Origin of the sequence: uncultured Prevotella sp., from assembly GCF_946407605.1 — a bacterium.
Taxonomy (GTDB): Bacteria; Bacteroidota; Bacteroidia; order Bacteroidales; family Bacteroidaceae; genus Prevotella.
In genome coordinates this window covers 17,031-33,578 of sequence record NZ_CAMJOS010000008.1, presented here as the reverse complement: position 1 = coordinate 33,578, position 16,548 = coordinate 17,031, and the positions used below count along the sequence as shown (strand labels likewise).

At 50.7% G+C, this 16,548-nt stretch carries 11 protein-coding genes and 3 pseudogenes; 6 read left to right on the top strand and 8 right to left on the bottom strand.

The genetic code is table 11. The features are described from left to right. Positions 1-30 precede the first annotated feature (30 nt). From secG to rlmN, 6 genes and pseudogenes are all read right to left on the bottom strand, one after another. Positions 31-405 (bottom strand): preprotein translocase subunit SecG, encoded by a 375-nt coding sequence (secG, locus tag Q0R57_RS05330; RefSeq protein ID WP_294744374.1) that lies wholly within the window; start codon positions 403-405, stop codon positions 31-33. Between the two features lie 8 nt (positions 406-413). Then, the gene (locus Q0R57_RS05325; protein WP_294744372.1) at positions 414-1,178 is read right to left on the bottom strand and encodes a tetratricopeptide repeat protein; all 765 of its coding nucleotides are present in this window, start codon (positions 1,176-1,178) and stop codon (positions 414-416) included. A 38-nt stretch (positions 1,179-1,216) separates the two neighbouring features. Further along, positions 1,217-1,672, bottom strand: coding sequence for an LptE family protein (locus tag Q0R57_RS05320; protein ID WP_294744499.1), 456 nt, complete (start codon positions 1,670-1,672; stop codon positions 1,217-1,219). Positions 1,673-1,702: 30 nt separating this feature from the next. Continuing rightward, positions 1,703-2,914, bottom strand: a pseudogene (locus tag Q0R57_RS05315) (sigma-54 dependent transcriptional regulator); the annotation flags it as partial. A gap of 60 nt (positions 2,915-2,974) precedes the next feature. Next, complete coding sequence (gene pdxA, locus Q0R57_RS05310; RefSeq protein WP_294744370.1) at positions 2,975-4,084, bottom strand: 4-hydroxythreonine-4-phosphate dehydrogenase PdxA; 1,110 nt, start codon at positions 4,082-4,084, stop codon at positions 2,975-2,977. 14 nt (positions 4,085-4,098) lie between these two features. Then, entirely contained in the window at positions 4,099-5,172 is a 1,074-nt protein-coding gene (gene rlmN, locus Q0R57_RS05305) for a 23S rRNA (adenine(2503)-C(2))-methyltransferase RlmN (RefSeq protein ID WP_294744368.1), read from the bottom strand. A 127-nt stretch (positions 5,173-5,299) separates the two neighbouring features. Between rlmN and Q0R57_RS05300 the strand changes: the two genes are divergently transcribed. The 5 genes and pseudogenes from Q0R57_RS05300 to Q0R57_RS05285 all read left to right on the top strand — a co-directional run bounded on the left by Q0R57_RS05300 (position 5,300) and on the right by Q0R57_RS05285 (position 12,596). Then, the gene (locus tag Q0R57_RS05300; protein ID WP_294744366.1) at positions 5,300-8,938 is read left to right on the top strand and encodes a DUF4922 domain-containing protein; all 3,639 of its coding nucleotides are present in this window, start codon (positions 5,300-5,302) and stop codon (positions 8,936-8,938) included. A 1-nt stretch (position 8,939) separates the two neighbouring features. Next, positions 8,940-9,437 (top strand): annotated as a pseudogene (locus tag Q0R57_RS14730) (MFS transporter); the annotation flags it as partial. 516 nt (positions 9,438-9,953) lie between these two features. After that, positions 9,954-10,733, top strand: a pseudogene (locus tag Q0R57_RS14725) (MFS transporter); the annotation flags it as partial. A gap of 6 nt (positions 10,734-10,739) precedes the next feature. Continuing rightward, positions 10,740-11,918 (top strand): hypothetical protein, encoded by a 1,179-nt coding sequence (locus tag Q0R57_RS05290; protein ID WP_294744364.1) that lies wholly within the window; start codon positions 10,740-10,742, stop codon positions 11,916-11,918. 84 nt (positions 11,919-12,002) lie between these two features. Beyond that, positions 12,003-12,596: a hypothetical protein gene (locus Q0R57_RS05285; protein ID WP_294744363.1), complete on the top strand. Its 594-nt coding sequence runs from the start codon at positions 12,003-12,005 to the stop codon at positions 12,594-12,596. 37 nt (positions 12,597-12,633) lie between these two features. Here the strand turns inward: Q0R57_RS05285 and Q0R57_RS05280 are convergent, their stop codons facing one another. Next, the gene (locus tag Q0R57_RS05280; RefSeq protein ID WP_294744362.1) at positions 12,634-13,542 is read right to left on the bottom strand and encodes a serine acetyltransferase; all 909 of its coding nucleotides are present in this window, start codon (positions 13,540-13,542) and stop codon (positions 12,634-12,636) included. A 109-nt stretch (positions 13,543-13,651) separates the two neighbouring features. Here Q0R57_RS05280 and Q0R57_RS05275 point away from each other — a divergent pair, with 109 nt between their 5' ends. Continuing rightward, a complete protein-coding gene (locus tag Q0R57_RS05275; protein WP_294744361.1) occupies positions 13,652-14,221 on the top strand; it encodes a M15 family metallopeptidase in 570 nt (189 codons plus the stop codon). A gap of 46 nt (positions 14,222-14,267) precedes the next feature. On the opposite strand, the gene Q0R57_RS05270 is transcribed toward Q0R57_RS05275, so the two are convergent. Continuing rightward, on the bottom strand, positions 14,268-16,475 hold the full coding sequence (locus Q0R57_RS05270) for a glutamine synthetase III (protein ID WP_294744360.1): 2,208 nt from the start codon (positions 16,473-16,475) through the stop codon (positions 14,268-14,270). Between the last annotated feature and the right edge of the window lie 73 nt (positions 16,476-16,548).

The window sequence follows — 16,548 nt, the reverse complement described above, 5'->3', positions numbered from 1 at the left end:
GCAAGGGGCCTATACGTTTTTTATTGAGGTTTATTGATTCTCAGCTGGTGCAGCTGCTTCTGCAGGTGCAGCGGGCTGCTCCTCCTGAACGGGGCTTGATACAAGACCGTTAGAATTAGCAGGGCTTGTCATAGGAGCCTCTACAGCCTGATCGAGAGCATTTGAAGCATTATCGTTCTTAGGAGCCACATAGGCACACACGATACTGACTACAACCATGAAGGCTGCAAGTCCCCAAGTAGCTTTCTCGATGAAGTCGGTGGTCTTACGTACACCACCAATCTGATTGTAAGAGGCGAAGTTTGAAGCCAAACCACCACCCTTTGATTCCTGAATCAAAACAATGCCCACCATGAGAATGGAGGCAATCACGATAAGGATAACTAAAAGAAAATAAGTTCCCATTTTGTTAATTATTTTTTATTACTATTTATTATTAATTTTTCTAAGAAACGCATTTGGTCTGCAAAGTAAGCATTTTTTTTCGGATTATCCAAACTTAATTGCTGAATAATTTCTAAAGCTTTGGAATAATTCCCCTGTTTGATGTAAATTCTGGCTAAAGTTTCGGTAAAATACCCTTCTTCGCCTTCTTTTTGCCTATCAACCGTGTCGGCATCAAGATCAGGTTTGAGTGTGGGGTTCTCATTGAGGATTATCTTACCTTTGTCATTATTTATGAATGAATCAATAAGGCTCTGACCTATGAGTTGTGGCACCTCTGCGGCCTGCTCTCGGTCTTCATCACTCTCGCTTTCAAGAAGGTATGCTACATAGTCTACGGCAGCATCGGCAGGTGTAGGTTTGCGCTTGCCTTTTTTCTCCTGCTGCGACTCATCCTTAGGCAGCGAATCCAGGAAGTCATCAATGAGTGAAAGGGTACGGCTGTCTCTGTCGTCGGCATCAAGTCTGTCGACAAGCTCAGGCTGTGTATTCTGAACCTTCAGCTGATAATGGGCAGCCTCTATCATCTGGAAAAGTACCTTACGGTCAGTGATATAGATAGCTGCCTGACGCAACTCCTGGTCGAAAGAGGGGTCGTGAAGCAGGTAGAGGTTCTGAAGCATCAACAGGCGGGCCGTCTGGAAATACGGATATAAAGCCAATAGCGACCGCAACTCATAAAGGGTGTCGCGATCCATGCGCTCAGGATGTTCGATAAGTTCAACTATATCCATTCTTTCCTTGTTTTATTCTTTCACATTTTGCCATCCCTTTACCAATCTGCCACAGTGGCATTGAATATCTGATCAATGATATCCTTGGTCATCTGCGTAACCAGTTCTTCCTGAACAGAGTTAAGCGACTGCGTAGTCTCGTAGGTGGTTGAAGAGGAGAACTGGCGTTCAAAGTCCTTCTCATGGTTTTTATTGTTGGTAAAACGCACATTAACTGTCATCGTCAGTTCCGTCTGAGCAGAATAGCCTTCGCTACTGACAGACTTGTTACGCTGTTCATAGCGAGTAATCTCACCGTCCAGTTTCAAGTCGCCATTACGTTTCACCTGAACGAGTTTGGTATGGTCGGCATATTGATCCTTCAATGCAGTATTAAAGATATTGGCCATTGGTCCCCATACATAATTAGAACGAATGGGGAATTCAGTAATCTGTATGGTCTTTGTCTTCGTATAATCAATGCTGGCACCGTTAAAAGTATAACATGACGACATGAAAAGCGAGGCCATAAAGAGTACCAACATCAAACCATATTGCTTGAGACGACGATAGAGGGTGCGATCACTGATGCCCAGTTCCTGTGCCGCCTTCTTGCGGTTGCCGTTATTACGCTCTAACGCTTTCTCCAGCATCTGACGACTTAGGTCATTAAGATTCAGGTTCTCCTGCTCAGGCGTCGGCTCAATATACTCTTCTGCCTCAGCTTCTTCGAGCGGAGGTATCGAACTGATAGGACCTATGGGGCTGATAGGACCTATAGGACTGATGGATGAAGCTGGTGAGGCTTTCACATCCTCCATTTGTTTCTTGAGTTGACTCATCTCGCGACGCATATCGTTCACGTTGCCGCGCAATTCGAAAAGAATCTTATAGAGAATCTCGCGCTCATTTTCAAACGAATGGTCACTGTTGGGGGTGCCTACGACTGCTAACTGTGTCGTCTCCTTATCCTGAGGGATGAACTTTGCCAGAATCTCGGGCGTGATAGTACGCTCTTTACTGAGCACCGATATCTGTTCCGTGATATTCTTCAGCTGTCTGACGTTGCCCGGCCATTTATAGCGCATCAGCATGTGCTTGGCCTCATCAGTCAGTACAATACGCTCCATGCGGTATTTCTCAGCCATCTGCATGGCAAAGAGACGGAACAGCAGAATGATGTCCTCACCACGTTCGCGTAGCGACGGCATCTGGATAGGAATACTGTTCAGACGATAGTAAAGATCCTCACGGAAACGCCCTTCGCTGATAGCCAGTCGGATGTTGACATTCGTAGCAGCCACGATACGCACATCGGTCTTACGAATCTCTGTGCCGCCCACAGGGATATATTCGCCTGTTTCGAGCACACGCAGCAGACGGGCTTGCGTGGCCAACGGCAACTCTCCCACCTCATCGAGGAACAGCGTGCCTTTATCGGCTACGCCGAAATAACCTGGCGAGTCGTTGACAGCTCCCGTATACGAACCTTTCACATGTCCGAAAAGCTCAGAGTCAATTGTTCCTTCAGGGATAGAGCCGCAGTTGATGGCAAAATACTTTTCGCGCTTACGAGGTGAGTTATCATGAATCACACGTGGTATAATCTCCTTTCCCACGCCACTCTCGCCGATGATGAGAACGCTCAAGTCAGTAGGTGCCACCTGTAAGGCAACATCTAATACATGGTTCAGCGCATCGCAGTTGCCCACGATGTTATACCTCTGTTTGATGCGTTGTAGTTCGGCACTATTCATAATTGGCTGACAAAATTACACATTTTTTTTGAAACACCTGCAATTTTGGCAGAAATTAACTCATTTACGAGGTTCTTTGTTGCGTGAGTTCTCATCGCTCGACGAACGGAAGCGCACTTTCTCACTGTCGTCGCGTTTCTCGTGATAGAGCTTTGGCAGGGGATGTTCCATAGGCTCGTCATAGTTCTGACGGTTACGCCACACATCGATAGCTTCGTAGATGGCATTACGCAGCGACTGTTCGTCCACCATGTCCTTTCCAACCATATTGAAACATGCGCCATGAGCCGGCGCAGTACGAATCAGCTTCAAACCGGTAGTGAAGCGTACACCATTCTCGTAGGCCACAGCCTTGAAAGGCGTCTGTCCCTGGTCATGATACATAGCCAGCACGCCATCGAAATGATAGTAGGCGCTACGACCGAAAAAGTCATCGGCAGCATAGGGACCAAAGACCTGAATGCCCTGCTCTGCCAGTTCATTGATGGCCGGTGTAATGATAGTCTGCTCTTCATCGCCCAAGATGCCATCCTCGCCGCAACGGGGATTCAACGCCAGCACAGCAATACGTGGGCTCGACACTCGCAGGTCGCGCTTCAATGCCTGATAGAAGCAACGTGCCTTCTCAACAATTTTCTGTTTTGTGATAGCCTCGGCCACATCCTTGATAGACACATTATTAGTGACCAGCGCAACACGCAGATCATCGTTGGTCAGGATGGTGAGGCCCTTCTGACCGTCACCCAGTGTTTTCTCAATATAGTCCGTATGACCATTGAAGTTGGGGATGCTGTTCTTGCTGACGGGAGCCGTTACCAGAACATCGAAGAGTCCTTCCTTATAGTCGGCCAGCGCCCTGTCGAGAGCTGCCTTGGCAGCCATGCCCGACTCAGGCGTTGAGATGCCCAGATCCACCTTCACTTCATCATCAACAGCCGCAAGCATGTTCAGACGGGCCTCACGGGCCTCGTTGGCATGATTGATGGTGGTAAACGGCGTTTCAATGCCGAGGGTCTTACTGTAATAAGAGGCCAACTTGGGTGAGCCGTAGACGATAGGGGTACACAGCTCCAACATAGTAGGGTCTGCAAAGGTCTTGAGAATTACCTCATATCCAATGCCGTTGGTATCACCATGCGTAATAGCTACGCGTATTTTTCTTTCTTCCATATCTTTATCTAATTTTACTTTTTTACTTTTCCGTCTTTTACCGCCGTACTCAGCAGGCCGCAAGCCGCAAAGATGTCCTGTCCGCGACTGGCCCTAATGGTGGTGAATACGCCATGCTGGGTAAGATAGTCACGCAACTGCTCCATACGTCGTTCGTCAGCACCAGGCAGGTCCACATCTGGAATCTGATGAAAACGAATCAGATTGACTCTGCACTCCAGCCCCTGCAGCAGATTGACGATGGCCCGTCCATGTTCCAGGCTATCATTCAGTCCACTGAAACAAATGTATTCGAACGAGCAGCGACGCTGATGCGTAAAGTCATATTGCTTCAGCAGCGCCACCGTGTCGGCTATCGGCATAGCCTTCTCGGCAGGCATTAACGACAAGCGCTGGTCAGGCTGGGGTGAGTGCATGGAGATGGCCACATGACACTGGCTCTCATCGAGGAAACGCTTTAGCTTGTTCTTCACGCCCACGCTACTCACAGTAATGCGCTTGGGACTCCAAGCATAGCCATCGTTGGCCGTCAGGATGTCAGTAGCACGAAGCACGTTATCTAAATTATCCATCGGCTCACCCTGCCCCATAAACACCACGTTGGTGAGGCGCTCGCGTTCGGGCAGCGCATAAATCTGGTTCAGGATGTCGGCAGCACTCAGGTTGCCCTCAAAACCCTGTTTACCAGTCTGACAGAACAGGCAGTTCATTTTACAGCCCACCTGACTGGACACGCAGAGTGTGGCACGGTCGTCATCGGGAATAAAAACAGTCTCAACGAACTTTGTTTCGTTTGTTGCCGTGTCACAGCAACAGACAGAGCTACATCGCACGGGAAACAGATACTTGATAGTGCCGTCCACGCTACGCTGACAATCGATAGGCTCCATGGCGCCAACACAGTATTTCTCTGCCAGCCGTTCGCGGTTCTGTTTCGAGAGGTTGGTCATCTCATCTATACTCCTGACATTTTTCTCATACAGCCACTTGGCTATCTGTCCGCCGGTGAAGGCGGGCATACCCAACTCCTGCGCAACCTGCTTCAGTTCCGCCGTTGTCAGTCCAAGTAACACTTTCTTGTCAGTCATACCAATCTCTGCTGATTACATACTAAGGTGCAAAGTTACAAATTTTTAAGGAAATGGCAAAATGTTTCTATGGAATTTTGTTTACTGACATAATTTTATTACTTTTGCAGGAAAATTTACGAAACTCATGAAACAATATCTTGATATCTTTCTGCCCGATGTCGAAGAAGCATGGGCTGAGACACTGAGAGAACAGCTGCTAACCAGCACCCTAGTACAAAATGTGTATCCCGTGAAGGGCATCCGCTCCAGCGAGGCACTAAGACAAATGGCCGAGCAGACCTCGGCCTCGTTTGTAGCGTTAGTGGTGAAGGACGCGGCATTAGAACTTGGATCAGGAGCCTTAGAACGCATGGTTCAGGCCGCCTGCGACAGCAACGCCGCCATGGTCTTTGCCGACCGTTACGAAAAAAAGAGGAACCAAGACCAATGGATAATAGAGCGGCATCCCGCCATCGACTATCAGTTAGGCTCTATCCGCGACGATTTCGACTTCGGCTCATTATGGCTGGTTCGTGGCGATCTCTTTCGACAATGGGCCCACGATGCCACCAACACCCATTATATATATGGTGGACTCTATGACCTGCGGCTTTATCTGAGTCGTCAGGGTGAGTTGCTCCATCTGAACGAGTTGCTTTATACTGAAGTAGAGCGCGACGTGAGAGCCTCTGGCGAGAAGCAGTTCGACTATGTGAACCCTGCCAACCGCGAGGTGCAGATAGAGATGGAACAGGTGGCCACACGCCATCTGGAGGCCATCGGTGCCTTGGTTGATACCAACAACCTGCTAACCGTTGACTACGACGAGCAGCCTTTCGAGTGCGAGGCCTCGGTCATCATCCCCGTCTTCAACCGCACCAAGACCATTGCCGATGCAGTGAAGAGCGCCTTGGAGCAGGAGGCCTCATTCCAGTATAACGTCATTGTGGTGGATAACCACTCCACTGACGGCACTTCCGACATCCTGTTCAGTCTGTCCCAGAACAACAGCGACAAACTCCACGTCATCACCCCAGAGCGCACCGATCTGGGCATCGGCGGCTGCTGGAACATGGCCATCAACGACACCCATTGCGGACGCTTTGCCGTACAGCTGGACAGCGACGACCTATACTCCTCACCGAAGACGCTGCAGACCATCGTCGATGCGTTTTACAAACAGAACGCTGCCATGGTCGTGGGCTCGTATCGCATGTGCGATTTCGACCTGAACACATTACCGCCGGGACTCATCGCCCACAAGGAATGGACTGAAGAAAACGGGCCTAATAACGCACTGCGAATCAATGGTTTAGGTGCACCGCGTGCATTCTTCACTCCACTACTCCGTCAGGTACAGTTACCCAACACCAGCTATGGTGAGGACTACGCCATGGGACTATGGTTCTCGCGTAATTTCCGCATAGGCCGCATCTATGACGAGCTTTATCTGTGTCGCCGTTGGGGAGGCAACTCCGATGCTGCTTTGAGCATCGATCGCATCAATGCCAACAACCTCTATAAGGATCGTCTGCGTACCATGGAGATCAAAGCCCGTCAGGCCAAGAACTCTCAGCTATCATCTTTCAACACTCCCCTCTCATCACTCGACCGTTTTTTCGATCGCCAGCTGCGCTTGTGGCCTGAGACGCGTGAACGCTATCGTGAACTGAGTCATGTGGAGACCCGCGAGCTGAACGTGGGAACGTCGACCTTCGAAGTGCAGTTCAACCCCGCCCGCATCCGTTCTACCGGCGCCACCATCACTAAGGAGGCGGTAGCCGCCCGTCCCTGTTTCCTCTGCCGAAAGAACCGCCCGCAGGAACAGCTGACCAAGGTGCAGGATGTGGACTATGAGTTGCTGGTCAATCCCTACCCCATCCTGCCGATGCATTTCACCATCCCCGCCCGTCGTCATCACACACAACAGATTCGTGGAATGTACGGCGAGATGATACAACTGCTGAATCATTATCCTGAGCTGATGGTGTTCTACAACGGTCCACTCTGTGGTGCCTCGGCACCTGACCATGCCCACCTACAGGCTGGCACATCGGGCATTCTGCCTTTGCAAAAAGAGTGGCAACGTCTGTCACGCAACCTCACCGAGGTGGCCCGCCGTGGCGATGATGCCACGCTCAGCGTCATCGAGGATTATCCCTGTTCTGCACTTGTCATCAGGGCTCGCAACCGTCGTGGTAGCGAACGCATGTTTGCCACGCTCTACCATGCCTTGCCCAAGATGTCCGATCAGTCAGAGCCTATGATGAATATTGTGGCCTGGCATGTTGACGAGGAGTTTATATCCGTGGTGTTCCCTAGAAAAAAGCACCGTCCCGACTGCTATTATAAAACTGGTGACGAACAGTATTTGGTGAGTCCTGGCGCCTTGGACATGGCGGGTTATCTGATTACGCCGCGCCACGAGGACTACGAGCGTATCACTCCCGAGGTGGCCGAAGACATTCTGAAAGAGTGCGCTTTGTCTGCCGACGAGCTCGAGACGCTGAAAGAGCGCCTTGCCAAGACGGTTATAAACGTGAAGCGTCCCTCCTCTATGGGCGAGGAGCCACAAGTCACAGTGGGCATTGTGAGTGCTCAGAAGATAGAGTTCTGCCTAAACGGCAATTATACGGCCAAAGGCGAGACCATTACGGGCTTGCAGACGGTAGAGCTAGCCGAGGGTGGCTTGCTGTGGCGCGGACAGAACTATCGCGAGCTGCGCTTCCAGCCTCAAGGCGATGATGTGTCGTTCACGCTTCGTGATGTCACCATCGGTGTGGGCTTCCATTGGGAACGCCAGGAACATCAGACCTTCCGCGGCACGCTACGTTTGGTAGTTGAAGCCGATAAAGTACTGGCCATCAACGAGTTGCCCGTAGAACAATACCTGGAGAGTGTTATCTCCAGCGAGATGAGTGCCACCTCTTCACCTGAATTATTGAAAGCTCATGCCGTTATCTCTCGTTCGTGGCTGCTCTATCAGATGAAGAAGCGTGAGGAAAGTGTGAAGAGCAAAGAGGAAAGAGGGTTCTTCTCGTTTGTGAAGAAGGAGGACGAGCTTTTGCGCTGGTATGACCGCGAGGACCACACGCTGTTCGACGTCTGCGCTGACGACCATTGTCAGCGTTATCAGGGTATCACCCGTGCCTCATCACCCGCTGTGGCCGAGGCTATCAAGGCCACCCGTGGTCAGGTGCTCACCTATGACAATGAGCTCTGCGACGCCCGTTTCTCGAAATGCTGCGGCGGTCAGACGGAGGAGTTCCAGTATTGCTGGGAGAACATCAAGAAGCCCTACCTCGTATCTGTCAGCGACCCGTTCTGCCACACCAACGACAGTCGCATACTGTCGCAGGTGCTCAACGACTACGATCAGGAGACACCCGACTTCTATGAGTGGCGGGTGGAATATACACAGGAGGAACTGTCGGAACTTGTTAACCGCAAGACGAAGCTCGATCTGGGAGACATCATCGACATTATCCCTCTCGACCGCGGCAAGAGCGGCCGTATTTGGAGGTTGCAGCTAGTGGGCACCAAGCGTTCGTTCATCATCGGTAAGGAGCTGGAGATTCGCAGAGCCCTGAGCGAGACCCACCTTTACAGCAGCGCTTTCAAGGTTAAGAAGTGCGATGGCAAGTTCATCATCAAGGGTCGCGGCTGGGGCCATGGTGTGGGGCTCTGTCAGATTGGTGCCGCCGTGATGGGCGAGAAAGGCTACGACTACGATGACATCCTGCTATATTATTATAGAGGTGCAGAAATAAAACAAGAATATTAACATGGATAAAAAACGTAATCCCTGGGCGTGGATACCAACGCTCTACATGGCAGAGGCCCTGCCTTATGTGGCCGTTATGACCATTTCGACCATTATGTATAAACGTCTCGGTATCTCGAATACTGACATCGCACTCTATACTGGCTGGCTCTACCTGCCGTGGGTCATCAAGCCCTTCTGGAGTCCCTTTGTGGACCTGATGAAGACCAAACGTTGGTGGACGGTAACGATGCAGTTTATCATCGCCATCGGCTTTGCTTGCATTGCGTTCTCGCTGCCCACATCGTTCTTCTTCCAGCTGTCGCTGGCAGCCTTCTGGCTGGTAGCCTTCACCTCGGCCACCCACGACATTGCTGCTGATGGCTATTACATGCATGCCCTCGATGACCACGAGCAGTCTCTCTATGTAGGTATTCGTAGCACCTTCTATCGCATTGCCACTGTAGCAGGTCAGGGATTGCTGGTCATACTGGCAGGAGTTATTGAGATGAATAGTGGCTTGGAACCAGTTCAGATGGAGGTGAAAGCCAATGAACATCAGATAGAGATAAACACGATATCACCTGTGAACGACGATGCACCGTTCTTTTACTTCACATCAATAGACTCAGTGACTCCTTCTGCCTCTTATGTAAAGGAACAGAACGAGGAAAATGGCTTTGTAGAAAAAGAAGTAGAACAGGCTGTTGTAGAAGAAGATGCTACAGGGTGGATGGATCAAGAACTGGCATCGTTTACAGAATGGGTACGTGAGACTTTTGGAGAAGCACCACGCGAAGTGTCGGCATTGTCACCTCGACAGCAGATGGTTGGTGTTTCGTTGTCAGAACAGCCACAGAATGGTGAACCAGTGATCCTAAATATAGCCTTCAAGAGTGGCGATCAAAGCATCTCGTTGGATGGCAAGTCACCTCGCTTCGAGTTTACAAAAGACAACTGGGACAAGCAGGCTTTATTACTGGTGTCTGTTGATCCCAAACTCAAGGGTGAGACTGTTGCAACATTCGAGGGACTATCTGGAAATATCCCCTTTGCATGGTTGGTGGTGTTTGTTGTCATGTCGGTGTTGTTCTTTTTGGCTGCTGTCTATCATCAGTTTATCCTGCCGAAGCCTCAATCAGACCATCCTGCCAAGGATGTTACGGCTGGAACCATCGCACGCGAGTTTATAGAGACTTTCCGAACCTTCTTTACAAAGAAGAATGTGCTGATAGCCATTCTCTTTATGTTGCTCTATCGCTTGCCAGAGGCACAGTTGGTAAAACTCATCAATCCCTTTATGCTCGATCCCGTTGACAAGGGCGGACTGGGCTTGACAACGGGCGACGTGGGATTTGTCTATGGCACCGTTGGCATTATCGGACTGACTATTGGAGGTATCCTTGGAGGAATTGCTGCAGCACGGGGTGGCCTGAAGAAGTGGTTGTGGCCTATGGTGATGGCCATCACGCTGCCCGACTTGGTATATGTCTATCTGAGTTATGTTCAGCCCGACAGCATGTTCATCATCAATAGTTGTATCTTCGTCGAACAGTTTGGCTATGGCTTTGGCTTCACGGCCTATATGCTCTATCTGATATACTTTTCTGAGGGAGAGCACAAGACCGCCCACTATGCTATGTGCACCGGTTTCATGGCCTTGGGTATGATGTTGCCTGGCATGATGGCCGGCTGGCTACAGGAAACTATCGGCTATCAGCATTTCTTCATCTGGACCATCCTATGCTGTCTGGTTACCTTTGCCATCTGTGCCTTCCTAAAGATTGATCCGGAGTTTGGAAAAAAGAAACTATAAGTGTCAATGAGCAGTCAGGGCAGCACCTCCATTTGGCTCTCCTCTTTGTTTTTCGCAAAGGGCATGCCCCGCGTGGTGGTATTCGTCATCGTGCTGCTCCTGTTCAAGCAGATGGGGCTCGGTGCTTCCGAGGCCCTGTGTAGCGTGTCGCTGTTTTATCTGCCGTGGGTACTCAAGGTGTGGTGGAAGCCCCGTATCGCATCAAAATACTATCGACTGCTCATTCTCACTACGCAGTTTCTGTTGGCACTCACCTTTGCCTTATTAGCCTTCCTGCTCACCTCGTTGTGGCTCACCATCAGCCTGCTGGTGCTCCTGTCGTGGCTCACCGCCATCCATAACGTAGCAGCCGACAACTTTGCACGGCTCTGCCCTCTGTCCTATCATCACTCTGTGGTGCAGGAGCTCTTCCGCAAGTTCGGCCTCATTGTCAGCCAGGGCGTGTTGCTGGTACTGGCCGGCAACCTGCAGGTATTCTTCCGTCACGACATCTTCTACTCTTGGCGCGTGCTGTTCTATTTTCTCTCAGGTATCTACCTACTGCTGTTCTTTTGGCATGTATGGAAACTGACCCGCAGGCTCAGACCTTCCGACAATACAATCACTTCGCCTCTCACTTCTATTCAGGGCGGCTATGTGACGTTCTTCCTGCTGGCCTACGCTTTTGCCCAAGGCATGACGGGCAAGGCCAGCATCCTCTTCCTTATCGACACCTATAGCCGTGGTGGCGTGGGGCTGTCGCCTCAGGAGTTCGGCTTTGTCATGGGTATCGTGGGCATCGTAGGTCTCACCATTGGCGGGCTGCTCGGCACCAAGGCGATCACGCGTTTCGGACTATCCAGCTGTCTGTGGCCTATGGTATTGAGCATGATGGTGCCCTGCATCGTATATGTGGCCCTTAGTTACTGGCAGCCGCGCGAGCTCATCCATATTGGCTCCGGCGTGCTATTAGAGCAGTTGTCTTACGGCTTTGGATTCGCCGCCTATCTGTCAATACTCAAACAGATGACTCGTCGCGAACAGGGAAAGTCACTCATGGCGCTCTCGTTCCTGCTGTCGTGCCTCGTCTCTGCGCCCCTACTCTCGCTTCTAGACTACAACGCCTTCTTCGTACTCACGCTGGTGCTGTCGGCTCTTACGCCCTGTGCCGCCTTCCTTATCAGCAAGGTCCCTATAGAGAAATAAGTGGAAAAAACTTGTAGATTCAAAAAATAATGATTACCTTTGCAGCCAATAACTCTTTTAAACATTAATCATTAAATATTCAAAATGATGAAAATGATGTACACCTACACCAAACTGATGATTGTTGCCCTAATGGCGATGACAGCTTTTACCAGTTGTTCCAGCAATGATGAAGACGGCTATATCGCCTCAACCCTACGCAATCACGACTGGGAAGGAACTATCAGCGAGTACTACAAGAGTCGCTGGGGTTTCTCTGGTTCCGAGTATTCCACTGTGATGCGTTTTGAGTCAAAAGACGCCTACTACACCAGCGGCCGTGGCTACGAGTTGGACTGCAACCTCTCATCACCACGAGAGAATTATGCTTTCTGTTCCTTCAAATGGTTCATCGTCGACGGCGACATCACCATCATCTACGACGATGCCAAGTGGGATCCCGTCTATATCATAGACTACGAGTTGAACAGCAATAACTTCTACGGATACATCTACAATGGTTCCAACAGCAAGATCCTGTTCGACTTACAGAGCGCCACATTTGAGGACTGGGACTACTACAGGAGGAAGGGCTATCGTGACTTCACAAATACTTATAATGCCCGCGAATTGGCAGAACCGGATGGCATCAGCGTAGCCAGCGGCATTTTCGCAGAAATATTAAAGAGCAAGGAATAACCCTTACTCTTTTTCATTATATAATATAAGCATTTCCTTAAATACCGAGACCGCCTTGGAACGAGGTATCAACAGCCTTGCTCTGCTGGATGCGTGAATAAGGCGGTACGTCATTGGTGACCCAGATATTGCCACCGATAACGGAGTGATGGCCGATGGTGATGCGTCCAAGGATAGAGGCGTTAGAATAGACGGTGACATGGTCCTCGATGATGGGGTGACGGGGAATGTTAAGCATGTTGCCGTTCTCATCATAGCGGAAACTCTTAGCACCCAGGGTAACACCCTGATAGAGGGTGACGTGGTTGCCAATGATGGTGGTCTCACCAATAACGACGCCAGTGCCGTGGTCGATGGCGAAATACTCGCCTATCTGGGCACCTGGGTGAATATCGATACCTGTCTTAGAGTGAGCCTGCTCTGTGATGATGCGGGGAATGACGGGCACCTGCATCTGGTGCAACAGATGGGCCAGACGATAATGAGTCATGGTGTTCATGACGGGATAGCAATAGATGACCTCACCATAGTTCGAGGCGGCAGGGTCGCTGAGGAACATGGCCTCAACATCGGTATAGAGCAGACGCTTGACCTCGGGCAACTGGTCGATAAACTTCAGAGCAATCTCCTCGGCAGCACTCAGCACGTCGTTCTCATTACACTCCTCGCAGAACTGCAGGCCACGGGCCACCTGACGGCGCAGCAGGGTGTAAAGCTCGTCCATGCTCACGCCGATATGGTGCGAACGCATCTGTTCGTCACTCTGCCGCTTGTGGAAATAGTCGGTGAAGATGATGTCCTTGCATAAGCTGACTATCTGACGTACCTCATCTACCGATGGTAATGGTGCGGTACCCTTGGGCATCATCTCGCGCTCACGCTGCGACAATTTTGATAGCTTGGCTACGTTACGCAGTAGCACTTCGTCTAATCGTTTCTGTTCCATATCGGCTGCAAAAATACTAATAATTAGTGAAAACACCACATAAATCGGAAATAAATTTGGTTTTTCGGTCAATTTGCACTATCTTTGTCAGCGAAAAAGAAGACGACGTATGAAAAAACTACTGATATTGCTGACTATAGAATGTTTGGCAGGCTTTTTCATGCCCCAGGCGGAAGCACAACCTGCGGGGGTGGTACTCGACACGCTGATGGTGCCTTACGTGGACGGCAAGGGTTCCAACCACGAGGGTGTGATTATCTGCAACAAGAGCATAACAAAAGACCTGCGCGAGATTTTTGAAGAGTTGTATCGCGCCAAATATCCCATAGAGCGCATACGTCCCATATCCGAATACGACAATGACGACGAGCGGTCGATGCAGGCTAACAACACCTCGTGCTATTGCTACCGTAAGATTGCAGGCAGCACAAAACTATCGAAGCATGCCCAAGGTCTGGCCATCGACATCAACCCGCTTTATAACCCCTGCGTGACACGCAAAAAGGATGGCACCCTTCTGGTGGAGCCCTCTACTGGTAAGCCCTATGCCGACCGCAACGCCCAGAACCCCTATAAGATTACGAAGGGCGACCTGTGCTACAAGCTGTTTATCAAACACGGGTTCAGCTGGGGTGGCGAGTGGAAGTCAAAGAAAGACTACCAGCATTTCGAGAAATAAATATTGAGAAATAAAAAATCGGAGCCTGCGGGCCCCGATTTTTGTTTTATCGAATGAAGAGGAGTTCACGGTATTTGGGCAGCGTCCATAGGCCGTCCTCCACGATGAGTTCCAACTTGTCAATCTGCTTGCGGATGGCCTCCATGTGGGGGCATACGGTGTCATGATAGGCAATGGCACGCTGGTGGATATCCTCAATGCGGTTAGCCACACGACGGGCCTCGGTGAGGTCGTCGACCCATTGTTCAATCTTCTCCGTGCGCTCTGCAATCTCCTCGATGAGCTTCATATTACGACTCGACAGGCGCGTGGCCTTCTCGGTATTGAAGATTGCTGTCGAGAAGATATCCTTCATGCCCTGCACGTTCTTGATGAGCTGGCTCTGATAGTGCGTGGCCACAGGGATAATATGGTTCATAGCCAGATCGCCCAGCACACGAGCCTCTATCTGTACGGTCTTCACATACATCTCCCATTTCACCTCGTTGCGAGCCTCCAGCTCTTTATGGTTCATCACCTTGGTGCTCTCAAACATCTTGATGCTTGAATCGTCGAGGTAATGCTCAAAGATAACGGGACATGACTTCTCCACATCCAGTCCACGACGTGCAGCTTCCTTCACCCATTCCTCCGAATAGCCGTTGCCATCAAAACGGATAGGCTTACAGGTCTTCACGTCATCCTTCAGCACCTCGAGGATGGCGGGCAGTTTCTCTTTACCCTCAGCAATCTTGGCATCAACTCGTTCCTTGAACGATGCCAGACTCTCTGCCATTGCTGCGTTGAGGGCTATCATGGCGCTGGCGCAGTTCACACTTGAACCTGGAGCACGGAACTCGAAGCGGTTACCAGTGAAGGCGAAGGGCGACGTACGATTACGGTCCGTATTATCTACGATGAGGTCGGGAATCTGTGGAATGTCAATCTCCATACCCTGCTTGCCCTTCAGGTTAAACAGCTCATTGGTCTCCGACGTCTCAATATGGTCGAGCAGTTCGGTGAGCTGCGTGCCCAGGAAGCTGGAGATAATAGCTGGCGGAGCCTCGTTACCACCCAGACGGTGGGCGTTGGTGGCACTCATGATTGATGCTTTCAGCAGTCCGTTATGCTTATAAACCGCCATCAGCGTCTCCACGATGAAGGTCACAAAACGCAGGTTCTCCTCTGGCGTCTTACCAGGTGCATGCAGCAGCGTGCCATTATCGGCTGACAGACTCCAGTTGTTATGTTTTCCTGAACCGTTGATGCCATCGAAGGGCTTTTCATGCAGCAACACGCGGAAGCCGTGGTTCCTTGCCACCTTCTTCATGAGCGACATCAGCAGCATGTTATGGTCAACAGCCAGGTTACACTCCTCAAAGATGGGTGCCAACTCAAACTGGTTGGGAGCCACCTCGTTATGGCGCGTCTTTACAGGGATAGCCAGTTCCAGAGCCTGAATCTCCAGGTCCTTCATAAAGGCCTGCACACGATCGGGGATGGTGCCGAAGTAGTGGTCGTCCATCTGCTGGTTCTTAGCACTCTCGTGACCCATCAGCGTACGACCCGTCATCAGCAAGTCGGGACGAGCCGAGTAAAGACCTTCGTCCACCAGGAAGTACTCCTGCTCCCAGCCCAGGTTCACCTGCACCTTGGTCACATCGTCGTAGAACAGCGAGCACACATCGGTGGCAGCCTTGTCCACGGCATGCAGCGCACGCAGCAACGGTGCCTTATAGTCGAGGGCCTCGCCCGTATATGCAATAAATATGGTGGGGATACACAGTGTGTCATCAATGATAAAGACAGGACTCGTGGGATCCCAGGCCGAATAGCCTCGTGCCTCGAAGGTGTTTCTGATGCCGCCGTTGGGGAAGCTCGATGCGTCAGGCTCCTGCTGTACCAGCAGTTTCCCGCTGAACTTCTCTATCATGCCACCCTTGCCGTCGTGCTCTACAAAAGCATCGTGTTTCTCGGCAGTACCTTCTGTGAGCGGCTGGAACCAGTGTGTGTAGTGTGTCACGCCCATCTCCATAGCCCAGCGCTTCATGCCCTCGGCCACGGCATCGGCAATACTACGGTCCAGTCGTGCACCATTGTCAATCACGTCAACCATGACGTCATAGACATTCTTCGGCAGATAACGGTACATCTTCTCCTTGTTGAACACGTACTTACCGAAATACTCCGACGGACGCTCCTTAGGTGTCTTCACCTCCAAGGCCTTCTTCTTAAAGGCCTCAGCCACTACCTGAAATCTCAAATTGTTTGCCATCTCTATATCTTTTTACCTTTACGAAATCATTCTTATTTTACGCTATTTCGTATTTTCGGGTGCAAAGTTACGA